Source organism: Shimia aestuarii, from assembly GCF_900114635.1.
Taxonomy (GTDB): Bacteria; Pseudomonadota; Alphaproteobacteria; order Rhodobacterales; family Rhodobacteraceae; genus Shimia; species Shimia aestuarii.
In genome coordinates this window covers 1-12,454 of record NZ_FOTQ01000021.1, presented here as the reverse complement: position 1 = coordinate 12,454, position 12,454 = coordinate 1, and the positions used below count along the sequence as shown (strand labels likewise).

The 12,454-nt window shown below is 58.4% G+C and carries 11 protein-coding genes and 2 pseudogenes; 6 read left to right on the top strand and 7 right to left on the bottom strand.

Annotated features, from left to right (window positions below; translation table 11 throughout):
* The 5 genes and pseudogenes from BMZ35_RS21180 to BMZ35_RS20335 form a co-directional block, all read left to right on the top strand.
* Positions 1-111: pseudogene (locus BMZ35_RS21180) on the top strand (UDP-glucose 4-epimerase GalE); the annotation flags it as partial.
* Positions 112-212: 101 nt separating this feature from the next.
* Entirely contained in the window at positions 213-1,541 is a 1,329-nt protein-coding gene (locus BMZ35_RS20350) for a UDP-glucose dehydrogenase family protein (RefSeq protein ID WP_093097210.1), read from the top strand.
* Between the two features lie 184 nt (positions 1,542-1,725).
* Entirely contained in the window at positions 1,726-1,962 is a 237-nt protein-coding gene (locus BMZ35_RS20345) for an NUDIX hydrolase (protein WP_093097208.1), read from the top strand.
* Positions 1,963-2,095: 133 nt separating this feature from the next.
* Complete coding sequence (locus tag BMZ35_RS20340; RefSeq protein ID WP_093097206.1) at positions 2,096-2,932, top strand: NAD-dependent epimerase/dehydratase family protein; 837 nt, start codon at positions 2,096-2,098, stop codon at positions 2,930-2,932.
* Entirely contained in the window at positions 2,929-3,555 is a 627-nt protein-coding gene (locus BMZ35_RS20335) for a sugar transferase (RefSeq protein ID WP_093097204.1), read from the top strand. The genes BMZ35_RS20340 and BMZ35_RS20335 overlap by 4 nt, the downstream gene beginning before the upstream one ends.
* Before the next feature lie 39 nt (positions 3,556-3,594).
* On the opposite strand, the gene BMZ35_RS20330 is transcribed toward BMZ35_RS20335, so the two are convergent.
* Positions 3,595-4,563, bottom strand: a complete 969-nt coding sequence (locus BMZ35_RS20330; RefSeq protein ID WP_093097202.1) for a ParB/RepB/Spo0J family partition protein — start codon at positions 4,561-4,563, stop codon at positions 3,595-3,597.
* A gap of 12 nt (positions 4,564-4,575) precedes the next feature.
* Positions 4,576-5,970, bottom strand: coding sequence for an AAA family ATPase (locus BMZ35_RS20325; protein WP_093097199.1), 1,395 nt, complete (start codon positions 5,968-5,970; stop codon positions 4,576-4,578).
* 445 nt (positions 5,971-6,415) lie between these two features.
* On the opposite strand from BMZ35_RS20325, the gene BMZ35_RS20320 reads away from it, so the two are divergent.
* A complete protein-coding gene (locus BMZ35_RS20320) occupies positions 6,416-7,426 on the top strand; it encodes a replication initiator protein A (protein ID WP_423227771.1) in 1,011 nt (336 codons plus the stop codon).
* Here the strand turns inward: BMZ35_RS20320 and BMZ35_RS20315 are convergent.
* From BMZ35_RS20315 to BMZ35_RS20300, 5 genes and pseudogenes are all read right to left on the bottom strand, one after another.
* The gene (locus BMZ35_RS20315; RefSeq protein ID WP_093097195.1) at positions 7,413-7,760 is read right to left on the bottom strand and encodes a hypothetical protein; all 348 of its coding nucleotides are present in this window, start codon (positions 7,758-7,760) and stop codon (positions 7,413-7,415) included. The genes BMZ35_RS20320 and BMZ35_RS20315 overlap by 14 nt on opposite strands.
* 266 nt (positions 7,761-8,026) lie before the next feature.
* Positions 8,027-9,817 carry a glycosyltransferase family protein gene (locus BMZ35_RS20310; RefSeq protein ID WP_093097193.1) on the bottom strand — a complete coding sequence of 597 codons (1,791 nt, stop codon included), beginning with the start codon at positions 9,815-9,817 and terminating at the stop codon, positions 8,027-8,029.
* Between the two features lie 25 nt (positions 9,818-9,842).
* On the bottom strand, positions 9,843-10,886 hold the full coding sequence (locus BMZ35_RS20305; protein ID WP_131814416.1) for a hypothetical protein: 1,044 nt from the start codon (positions 10,884-10,886) through the stop codon (positions 9,843-9,845).
* Between the two features lie 314 nt (positions 10,887-11,200).
* Positions 11,201-11,332, bottom strand: a pseudogene (locus tag BMZ35_RS20695) (IS30 family transposase); the annotation flags it as partial.
* Between the two features lie 28 nt (positions 11,333-11,360).
* The gene (locus BMZ35_RS20300) at positions 11,361-12,386 is read right to left on the bottom strand and encodes an IS30 family transposase (RefSeq protein WP_093094197.1); all 1,026 of its coding nucleotides are present in this window, start codon (positions 12,384-12,386) and stop codon (positions 11,361-11,363) included.
* Positions 12,387-12,454 lie beyond the last annotated feature (68 nt).

Below are 12,454 nucleotides of genomic sequence, written 5' to 3'. Positions count from 1 at the left end.
GGCTCGACACGTGCGGGGAAAGAGCTAGGTTGGACCCCGAAACGTTCCACATTGGACATCATGATCGCAGATGCCTGGAGATGGCACCAAAACGGACATTACGACAAGTAATTCCCAAGCGCGGCGTTGCCACCAACTGGCCACGTTGACACCAGTCAGCAAAGCAATCCATTCAGGGACAAGAATAGTCAGGGTGAAAAGAGGATCCGATCATGAAAATTGCAATGATTGGCACCGGGTATGTGGGGCTTGTCTCGGGGGTGTGTTTTTCCGATTTCGGCCATGAGGTGGTCTGCGTCGATAAGGACCCCGAGAAAATCGCAATGCTGGAACGCGGCGAGGTGCCGATCTATGAGCCAGGGCTGGATGTGCTCATGGCCAAGAACGTGGAGGCCGGGCGGCTGTCTTTCACGCTGGATTTGGCAGAGGCGATCAAGGGTGCGCAAGCGGTGTTCATCGCCGTGGGCACCCCGACACGGCGCGGCGATGGCCATGCGGACCTCACTTATGTGATGGTCGCCGCCGAAGAGATTGCCCGCACGGCGGATCATTACATGGTGATCGTGATCAAATCGACCGTGCCCGTCGGTACAAACCAGCAGGTCAAGCAGGCCGTGAAGAAGGCCAATCCGAACCTTGAGTTCGATGTTGCCAGCAATCCAGAATTCCTGCGGGAAGGGGCGGCGATTGAGGATTTCATGAAACCCGACCGGGTGGTGGTGGGTGTGCAGAACGAGCGCGCCGCCGAAGTCATGGCTGAGATCTATCGCCCGCTTTATTTGCGCGATTTCCCGATCGTGACCACCGATCTGGAAAGCGCCGAAATGATCAAATACGCCGCTAATGCGTTCCTCGCCACCAAGATCACCTTCATCAACGAGATTGCCGCCCTGTGCGAACGCGTCGGCGCGGATGTGAAGCAGGTCTCCAAGGGCATGGGGATGGACGGGCGCATCGGCAACAAGTTTCTGCATGCGGGGCCGGGTTACGGCGGATCGTGCTTCCCGAAGGACACCAAAGCACTGGCCCGGATCGGGCAGGATCATTCCGTGCCGATGCACATCACCGAGACGGTGATTTCCGTCAACGAAGAGGTCAAGCGGCGCATGGTCGACAAGCTTCTCGACTTGTGTGACGGCAGCTTTAACGGCAAGACCATCGGCATTCTGGGCGTGACCTTCAAACCCAACACTGATGACATGCGCGATGCGCCCGCGCTCACGCTGGTGCCGGCGCTGGTGGGGGGCGGGGCCAAGGTGCGCGTCACCGATCCGCAGGGGCGGCACGAGGGCGAAGCCCTGTTGCCGGGGGTGCATTGGGTCGAGGACGCCTATAAGGCGGCCCAGAATGCCGACCTTCTGGTGATCCTGACCGAGTGGAACGAATTCCGCGCGCTGGATCTCAAGAAACTGGCGCGCAAGATGGCCACGCCGCGACTGGCCGATCTGCGCAATATCTACTCTGTCAAAGACGCCAAGCGCGCCGGGTTTGAAGCCTATGACAGCATTGGCCGCGCCGGGTTCGTGAAGGCGGACGACTAAGACAAATGTTTCGCGCGCGAAACATCAAGAATGTGACCCGAAACCAGGGAAGTTAGACTCTGATGCGCTGGAAAACACTGTCCTCGGAATCGCTTTTGACGCGCGCGCCCTTTCTCGACATACGCTGGAAAGGGTCGTGCTGCGCTCCGGCGTGGAGATCGAGGATTTCTACTAGGTCCGGCTGATGGACTTCGCGCTGGTGATCCCGTTTCGCGAAGACGGATCGGTGCAGTTGATCCGGCAATACAAGCATGGGCCACGCTGCCAGGTGCTGGGCTTTCCCACCGGTCACGTGGATCCCGGCGATCTTGACGAGTTTGCTTATGAAACGCTGATGCCGGATGAGATCGACGCGACCATGCGACGCGGGGAATTTGGAAACTGCGTCGAAACGGGTGAGTTTTCGGGTTTGCTTTTCTAAGCAAATGGCCGGATCAGTGCCTGATCCGGCCAAATTCGGGGGCGTTTTGACAAGAGCGCGCGGCGGGCCACATTGACAGGGCCCAGAGCGTGATCACTATGCTAGGAACACCCTTTTTCAGGACCAGAGCTTTATGACGTCTGCCTCCCCCCGCGTTCTGCTGATCCCCGGCGCCACCGGCAAGCTGGGTCGCCTTATGCGGAGGGCATGGGAACGCGCGCAGCTGCCGGGCTGGCGCCCGGTCTGGATCGGACGACAGGCGGCGACGGGCGTGGACGTCGTCTGGCAACCAGGGAATCCGGCGCCCTGCGATGCGGACGCGGTGCTGGCACTTTGGGGCGTGGTGCCGGGAGGCGGTGATCTGGACGACAACACGACCTTGGCGCGCGCTGCGATGGCGCTTGGACGGGAAAGCGGCGCAGCGCGGGTGCTGCAGTGTTCGAGCTCGGCCGTCTATGGGCCGGGAGCGCGGCTCTCTGAAGACACGCCCTGTGCCCCGGCCAATGCTTACGGTGCGGCCAAGCTGGCGATGGAGGCGGTGATCTCGAAGGAGACAGGGAAGACGGGGCCGCCAGCCTGTGCGCTGCGGCTGGCCAACGTGGTCGGGGCGGACAGCCTGTTTGACGCACTGAGCAGCGAGGCGCCGATGGTGATCGACCGTTTTGCCGACGGGCAGGGGCCACTGCGCAGCTATGCCACGCCTTCGGGTATCTGGCGCGCGGTGGAGACCCTGTTGCAGGCGGAAACCTTGCCCGGTGTGATCAATGTTGCCACACCCGCCCCGGTGGGGATGGATGCGCTGGCCCGCGCGGCGGGGCGGAAATTTGACTGGCGAGATGCGCCCGAGGGCGCATTGGCCGAAGTCGCGCTGGAGACGGGCCTGTTGCAGGGGATGAGTGGCGACACGGCTCCCGTCACACCAGAGGAGATGATCTCCGATTGGCGGCAATTGAAGGAGAGCAGGGCATGACACTGGGACGGCGGGTGATGGATATCGTGCTGGCACTTTTGCTGCTGGCGGTGCTCTGGCCGGTGCTGATCGTGCTGGTGGCATCGATCCTGATCCTTGACGGGCGGCCCGTGCTTTACATCTCGGAACGGATGCGGACGCCGGAGCAGGGATTCAACTTGTGGAAATTCCGCACCATGATCAATGTCGCCACCGATAGCGGTGTCTCCGGCGGGGACAAGGCGCATCGGATCACGCGCACCGGCGCGGTGATGCGGCGGTATCGGCTGGATGAAATTCCGCAGCTCTGGAACATCCTGAAAGGCGATATCGGCTTTGTCGGGCCACGCCCGCCACTGCGCCGCTATGTCGAACGGTTTCCGGCAATTTATGTCGAGGTGCTCAAGGATCGCCCCGGTGTGACCGGGCTGGCGACACTGATCTTTCATCGCACCGAGGAACGGCTTTTGGCAGGCTGCTCTACACCCGAGGAAACCGAAGCCGTCTATGAGCGGCGCTGTATCCCGGTCAAGGCGCGGCTCGACCTGATCTATGCGAATAACCGCAACCTGTGCCTGGACCTGCGGATGATGGTGGCAACCGTCTTTCGCCGCATTCCCCCTGTCCCGCATAAACGCCCCTGATGTTTCGCGCGCGAAACAGGGTCTAATACAGGGGGGGGGTCAGCCCAGCTCGGATTTCAGCCAGGCGACCAGGCGGGCTTGGAGATCGGCGTTGAGAGCTGTTCCCTTGAGGGTGAGGCTGTTGCGCCCGGCCTTCATCTCAAGCCCCGGCGCCAGTTCTTGCGCGGCGTTTTCCCTTGTTAGAGACTTTTTCTGCGGCTTGAGCGCGGCTGTGATCAGCGCCTGTTCCGCCTCGGGGCTTTCCGGGGCGCCCTGTTCCAATATGCGGCGCAGACGGGTCGCAAGGCCGGCATCCGCCTCCAGCGACTTGGCCAATTGCAACCCCAGCCGTTCACCGATGGATTGGGGAAAGCGGAGGCTGCCGTCCAGCGCCTCGACAATGGCAACAAAGGATTTGATCTTGGAACGCTTGGCACGGGACGCCGAGGCAAAGAGCGCATTCAGCGCCTGTTTTTGGCTGGAATAGACTCTATTTTCGACGCAGCACGCCACGATCCGGGCGCGTTCATAAAAGGAAAGGCCAACACGGATCTCGTTTTCCTCGACCATGGCGAGATAGGCGGCGGCGGATTGATCGGGCTGACGCACAAAGGCCAGAACGGTTGCGTCTTCGCCGGTTTCCTCGGCCAGCCGCGCCAGCGCGGTGCAGCGCCGCCAGCCGGAAATCAACCCGTAGCGATCATGGTCAAGCGGAGCGACCTCGATCGGGGTCTGTTGACCACGGGCACGCAGGCTCTCGATGAGCGCAACCATTTCCGCGTCATCGACATGCAGCCGGTCGCGGACGAGATAGCCCATGTCGATTGATGAGAGTGGCAGGGGAATGACCATGCGCCCTTCGGTCCGGGCGCGGGTCAGGGTGTCGGTGACCTCTTCCAATGCGGCACGGGCGGAGGCTTCGCCAGCCACATCCGCAATCGGGGGCGCGTGATGTGGTGAAAGGGGAACCGGAGCCTCTTCGGAGAGGAACACCGGGTTGGCGGGAGAAAGACGTTTGCGTTTGGCCATGATCCTGTCTCCTTATTCCGCGGCCTGCGCGGCGCGTTCCAACTCGTCCCGCCGCCAGCTACCGATCAGAAGCTGTTTGAACGCGGCATAGGTGGCGTCAAAGGTTTCGCGCCCGCGCACGTAAGTCTCGCGGTTGAAATCGCGATAATCGGCCTCGTAGATGCCTTGTACCTGTTCGCCTGCCTGTCCGATCAGGGCGGTGAAATCCTGTCGGTGGGGGGACAACGTCGGGCCAAGATAGGCCTGCATGAGGGCGGCAAGCTCGGCCTGTTGGGTGCCGTCATAGCGGGTGACCACGGCACGCACCGCATCCCATTGGAAATTGAGCTCATCCCGGCCCAAGGCGCGGGCGGCCATGTTCTCGGCCTCTTCGATGCTGCCAAAGGTGGAATGCAGCATGTCAAAGAACCGCCCCGTGGAATCGAACTCGAGGAAGGAGGCCCCGAGGGGGACGAGTAGGATATCGGACGCCGCCAACCCATTGATCGTGAGATAACCAAGGGCAGGGGGCGTATCGAGGAAAATCACGTCATATTCGTCCAGAAGCCCGTCGGCCTCGAGACTGTCGGTCAACGCATCCCAAAGCTTCCAGCCGCGTGCAGCCATCCGCCAGACCGGGATCTGGAACTCGGCCCAGTAGAGATTGAGCTGGGCGCCGATGAGATCAATATTGGGCCAGTGGGTTTTCTGCACCAACTCCTGGGCCTTGACGTCGAGCGCCTCGGTCAGGGTGTCATCGAGCGGCGTGGGAGCCTCACCCCGGTCAAGGCGGCGCTGGTTTTCTGAGCGCAGGTGACGGGCATAGTGGCGGGCCATGAGCGGGAAGACGGTTTGCCATTCATCCTCGACCTTGCCGCCGAAGACGGATGTCATGGAGCCCTGGCTATCGAGATCGATCACCAGCACCTTGTAGCCATCCAGCGCGGCCGACATGGCCAGATGCGCGGCGGTCGAGGTCTTGCCCACGCCGCCCTTGAAATTGGCCACGGCAACAAGTTTCGCCGGAAGGCCTCCAGGGCGGTAGGGCAGGTATTCCTTGGCCTTGGAGCCTTCGGTGCCGAAATGCGCCCGCAAGCGCAGCACCTCGTCCAGCGTGAACCACTTGGCACCGCCAGAGGTCTCGCTGCGCCCCTGCGGCAGGTCGGGGTTCTGTTTCAGCACGCGGCGGAAATGACCGGTGGCCACCGGGATCAGGTACCTGGTGATTTCCCATGTCGAGAACAGGCGCAAGTGACGCGCACCATCGGCCTCAAGCCCCCTGCTCGACAGGTCGCTGCGCCCTGCTTCACAGGCCTGGGCAATGGCGCCAAAGCCCTGGGTCGTTGTGGGGGCTCCAAGTTGAGAAAGGGCCTGATCGGGATCAATGTTGAAGTAAGGGGGCAGGTTGTTTGCCGTGTCGGATTTCATCTGCTCTGGCCTCTATGTGCGCATTTTTTTCCAACATATCACAAAACCGCGCACATGGAAGAAAAACGCAAACACATCTCTTATTTTCTAGGCAAATCAACGTCTCAACAGGCGATTGGAGTGCCGTGGAGCGTCAAACTCCAGAATTTGTTCGTTAGAATTTTGTTATTTATATAGTTACAGGGCAATGTGGTTTTGAGCAAAGCCCTTTGTTTCAAGGCAAACCGGGGTGTTTTTTACCATACTCCGACTCTGAAACCCCGTTAATGTGATTCTGATCCCACGTCCGGGTGACTCTGATCCTCCGAAAAGACTCGACCCCAATGCTGGACGCAGCTTGTGGATAACTCTAGGGTCGGTGTCACCGAAACCCCGAAAAACGGGGGCGGGATTCGCGCATCAAAAATAGCGAGCAGCGCGCGGGAAGAGAGACAGGCGGATGACCATGATCGGGATTGGTGGGGCCGGGGCGATTGCGCCCCCGACAGCGGGCAGTTTTTTTGTCTGCGATATTTTTGATGCTAGCCCCAAGGATGATCTGGGCACGATGGAGCACCCGATTTTCTCGCTCTCGACCCGGCCGGACCGGCGTATCCTGACCTATGAGCACAATGGCACCACGTTACAGGTCACCCCCAGCGTGCGCGGGCGGGCCACAATCCATGACAAGGATATCCTGATCTATTGCATCAGCCAGCTGATGGCGGCGGTGAATGCCGGGCGGGCCATTTCCCGCACGCTGCAGCTCAAGGCGCATGATTTGCTGATTGCCACCAATCGTGACACGTCGGGGGATGGCTATACCCGGCTGCGCGAAGCTTTTGAGCGGCTGGCGGGCACGCGCATCACCACCAACCTGACCACCGGTGGGGTTGAGGTGACCTCCGGCTTTGGCCTGATCGAAAGCTGGGAGATTGTCCGCAAGGCAAAAGGCGGGCGCATGGTCAGCGTGATGGTGACCCTGTCGGAATGGCTCTTTCGGGCTGTCGAGGCGAAATCCGTGCTGACATTGTCGCGGGCGTATTTCGGGCTGCGCAAACCGCTGGAGCGGCGGATTTACGAATTGGCGCGCAAACATTGCGGGCGCCAGCCCGAATGGCGCATCAGCCTGGCCACGCTTCACAAGAAGGCGGGGTCGAGCGCGCCGATCCGGGTGTTTCGCGCTGCGGTGCGCAAGACCATCGCCGCCGGCGGGATTCCCGATTACACCATGAGCGAGGAACCCGGCGACCTGATCGTTTTTCATCGTGCCGGCGTGGTGCTGGCGCCCGAAGAGCGGCCCCGGCTGAAGCCGGAGACGCTGGAGGCTGCCCGGGACATGGTTCCGGGGGCGGATGTCTATGCGCTGGAGGTGCAGTGGCAAAGCTGGTGGGTCGAAACCGGGAGGCCGCAATTGCGGAATGCGGATAAAGCGTTTCTGGGATGGGTGAAAACCCAGCAGGTCAAACCAAGCTGATGGCTAGGGTTCCGCCGACAATGTCGGTGCTACCTGATGTCAGGTCCGAGACCGTGAGCGTCGAGTGGGTGCTCAAAGACCGGATCCGGGCATAAGCTTGTCCACCCGTGGCGTACCAGTGATAGGGGCCGGGTTTTCCAACCGGCCCTCCCAGTTCTACCGATGAGAAACTGTGCGCGCCGTTGACAAAGGGCAGGGATATCGCGACCTCGTCGTTTGCAACCAGCCCGGTTGTGTCGAGATTGCTCATGAAATTGAAGAAGAGCGAGACCTGATCTCCGATGCGGATATAGGGGATATTCTTTGGGACAAGCGACACGCTGTGGCCGCTCATATCGATCAGTTCCGGAGAGTAGGCCCCGGCTTCATAAGCCGCGAGCCGGTTGTGTGGAGCATTTCCTCTAAATGACAGTGTCCGTTGTCAGAGTTTCTGGGCCAGTTGGGCGCCTGAGCTAAGAGAGGGTCTGGCTCACTTGGGCCCTAGCCCAAATCGCCGATCACAAGATCACCCATCTCGACGAATTGCTCCCCTGGCGTTACGCTGCCCAGGCAGCGTAACCAACCACACTGGGACCGCGCCAGAGCGCAATCACCGGACGGTTACGTTCTCAACTTGTCACGCCAGTATGAATCTGAGGTCAGGTTTTCATAACCTTTACCCCATTCAATACGCAGTTTGGGATAGCGTAGCAGGAAACGGGCGGCGAGACTGATAAACCGCCCCGTGACCTTTGCCATGTGCAGTTTTGAGTGGCGCACTGTGTAGCATTGGCGTCGGTTAGAGCTCAGATAAGTCAGCTGAGAAGCCCCCCAAACCCATTTCAGCAGACCTCTATCACGTGCCTTGATCGTCACTCGGTTGCCGAATGGGCGAAACAGGGGAAGAAGGTGACCATTCAGCGTGATCTTCATGAACAGCCGCGCCCAACGGCTCTGTGAGTTGATGCGCCATTTGTTTTCTGGAAGATCTCCCGTCACGGGTTTCCAGGCTTCAATAACTGTCAGCGCTTTGATATCCGCTCTGCGCTGCGCCATGTCGGCGGTCTTGTCGAAAAATTCAGGGCCCTTAATGACATCTTCAAGTGCCAGATTGATGGCTGCAATCGTCTCGTAGTGCATGCGGGGCAGGTTGCGCAGGTAAAACCAGAGGGCAATCTTCAGTGTCTGCACCCGCCCGATATCCATCGTCTCCAGACTCAGGTGATGCGCCATGTGGCTACGTAAATCCAAATACCAGGTCAGCGGAGATTCCTTGTCAGTAAAGCTGTCCTGGAAAGACACGACACCATTTAGAACGACAATGTTGAAATTATGCGCCAGCGAAAAGCTGATATCGTCACCGCGCACGAAGAAGGGGAACGGCATATGTTCCACTGTGTCGAGCGGAAAGGCGAAGTACCACCATCCACCGTAAAAATTTTCTGGAGCCGGTCCAGTTGTGGCGTATTCCATGCCAAAGCTCTGGCCCGGATCGCGCAGATCGGTGCCCATATGCAAGGGAACACAACGGGTATTGAAGGTCGCTCCATTTTCCCAAATGGCCCAGCGGTGAGAGGTATTGATCATGGCACCGGCAATGGCGGTGTCCGGGTTGATCGCATAGGCCAGAAACCAGTAACTGCGCTCTATGCTTTGCATGTGTATAGAGGCATCGTCATCCATGAACAGGCAGTGGCTTGCATCTGTATCCTTGGCGGCCAGAAGCCCCCGAGCAAAACCACCGGCCCCCCCAAGGTTTTCGTTCGGAATCACGGTAATATGCGAACTCTCAGGAATTTCGACGCTTTGTCCGTTATCCACGACAGTCATGCGCACATGATCGCGGATACCTGTGGTTTCCACCCATTTCTCAAACCGGCGGGCCGTGTCTTGGACGGCGGCTTCGCGTCGAAAAGTGGTCACCGACAACATCAGATTCGGAACACGTCGGGGTGTATTTGCTGTTTTCCAATGCGCACCGGCCAGCTTGCCGCTGCCAAGCGACTTCAGTTCGAAATAGATAACCCCTTCATCTATTGGCAGGTCGAAGACATGACTCAGGTCCAGCAATAGTTCCGCAGATGCAGACAAAGTCACAACCTCATTGAGCAGTCGTTCCCATGATCTGTCCGGAATGGCGAGAAAAACAGAAACCTCGAACTGGCCAGTCCCCTCTAAGGACAGACGCAAGTCCGAAAGCTCACACTCATGGTTCCATTTTCCGATGTTGAAAAGGTTGAACCAAGTGTTGAATTTGGCCCGACTGTCCTTTGTGAAATGGACGAGCCCCTTTTCGGCAGACAGCCCCGCAGCACCATGCAACCGGACATAAAGATCGCGTTCGGTACAAATCCCCTGTTCAGGCCAGATCAGACTTTGCAATGTTGTGTAGGTGGGAGGCGTGTCAGTCATTTAGGTCTCGCAGCCTGTATCCGGGTTACTTTGTGGCGGCCGCAAGAATACGACCCGCAAAATCGGCAAATTCTTCCGGTGTGATCTGTCCGATATTGCCCTTTTCGCCCGGGCGCCCTTGTGCAGGGAAGAGCGGGCCTTCCTGGTCAGAAAAGAACGTGTTCTTAAGCCAGGTATTGGCTGGACGGAAATACTGCATGATCTTGCGTGACTGTGCAGTAGGCATTCGTGGGCGTGGTTCTGCTGGCAACTTATTGATATAGGGCGCCAGTCGTGCACGCAGGGGATTAGCCTGCCCGTTTTTACGAAAGGACATGCTAGGATACATCAGCTGCAAGAATTCCAGGACCGGTCCGGAAAGGCCGACATTATCGTCTTCCGAAGCAACTAGGGCAGATAGATCCGGTGCCGTATCTGTTTTGAAAACTTGCGCGAAGAAGTCCGTTAGGATGTCACCTCCCAACAGGCTTTGGCGGTCGAACTTGCGTACTGTGATGGCGTCACGTCCAAAAGCCTCGATCCAAGGCGTGAGAATCCGACGATAATACAGGTAGGGTACCTGTGTGTGAGGGCTCAACGCCTTCTCAACAAATTGTTCGAACGTGTGGTCTGAAAATCCGCGCCGCATGAACTCACCATACATGCTCAGAATAGCGTCATCCTGACGACGGGCATACATCACGATCCGGATGTCATCGAAATGAGGCGCCAGGAATTCCTTGAGGCGTTGAACACCTTGGGGGGAAATCAGGTTCCCTGTCAGATTTTCAGAGGACATTAACATTGTGTCGACGCCCTTTGGTGCTGCGCGGACCTGCTTGGCAATCCTGTCCGAAAGGTGCTTACGGAAGGCGGCCAAATCTTCCTGAGACTTCAACCCATAGTCCTTTGCAAAATCGTGCAGGCCACCCGAGTTCGCGTAGAATAGCGTGATGTGGTTGGGGCTTGGGGTCAGCATATCCGGGTAGAGAATACCATTTTCTTTCAGCCATTTGGGGTTGGCTGCACAAGTGTTCTGCAGAAAGGTCGAGGCGGTTTTAGGAGTGCCAATATGACAAACGAGCTTCAACGAATTGGTCCTTGGTGTTTCAGTCGCAAAATTACGAACCAGAGTTGTTCCTAAGACCCATAAAGCCCCAGAAAGCGCTGAGCAATGGGGCTAGGCGCGATTGAAGGACGCATTTCGACCCATCCAGAGTGGCCAATGGATTTTGCATTGGTCAATGTGCCTTCGCCAAGTTTCCAGCAGTGGACATAAGCCGTATCTTCGAGGATCGTGAGGTGAAGTTCCGTTGAGCTAAGCAGCTTAAGCCACACCAACCAGATGAGCCAGCCCCTCTCTTAGATCAGGCCGCCAACCGGCCCAAAAACTCTGACGACGGACACGTAAGCATAGATCGTCTCATGGCTGACGCGAATAGGCTGACCATCATATCCAAGGCGGCCTGCGATCTGTTCCAACGTCCATCCTGTCTTCAACCGGTCAATCACGTGGGCGCGCAAGTCCTCCAGGCGATTGTGAGCGATAGTTGAACTGCGACTCCTATTGCCTTCGAGGGTAGGGAGATCGGCCGAGTTCCACCATCATCTTTTCCCTGAAGACCTCCGCTGGCGTTTTCCACCCGAGGCATTTTCGGGGCGTGTTGTTGAGCCGGTCGCAGATCTGTTTCAGTTCGTGGTCTGAGACGGCCGTGATGTCGTGTTTTCGGGGCAGCCATCTTCGAACCCGGCGATTGGTGTTCTCGACAGTGCCTTTCTGCCAAGGCGAGGAGGGGTCACAGAACCACGTCTGCGTTCCGATCTCGGCCTGAAGGTGCGGCCAGCTGACGAACTCGGTGCCGCGGTCGAAGGTGATAGATTTGCGCGCCAGGTGGGGCAGGTCACGCACCGCTTTCATAATCTTGCCCATGACGGGTTTGGTTCGTTTGTTCGGGTTCTTCAGCAGCACCGTGAACCGGCTGACCCGCTCGACCAGCGATGTGACGTTCGATTGCCCAAGGCTCTGTTTGAACAGCATCAAATCGCCTTCCCAGTGGCCGAACTGGCGGCGATGGGCAACATCATCCGGACGGAACAGGATGCTGACATCGCGGTCAAACTTGGGCGCCTGGCGTTCCCTGGCACGGCGGGGACGGCGATACTTGCGGTGGTTTGGCAGATACCACCACAGCTCCTGCGCCATGCCTTCCTTGGAATAGATGTACCGGTAGATCGTTTCCTGACAGACGCGCAGCCTTGCGCCTTCATAGATCATTCGGTTGCCGATCTGTTCAGGCGTCCACCCATGCTTGAGCCGTTCCACAACTCTTTTGAGCAATTGCGGATAGCGGATCAGCTTGCGCTGCCGCGCACGCCGATCGGCTGCCATCAGATGGGCGGCAGCACCATAGTAGCCGTCACACTTAGGCATGCATTCATCGCTGAAAAAGTTCCGCTTGATCTCGCGGTGGATCGTGGCTTTCGAGCGCTTCAGCACACGCGCCATCTCGCGAACAGGGACCTTAGCATGTCGCCAGCGTTCGATTCTGCGGCGTTCCTCAATGCTCAGTTGCGTGTAAACAGCTCCCATGGCACAATCTCCTCATTAGATAACTCATTGTTTTCTAATAGGAGTCGCACTTGAAGGTAGCGCGCACC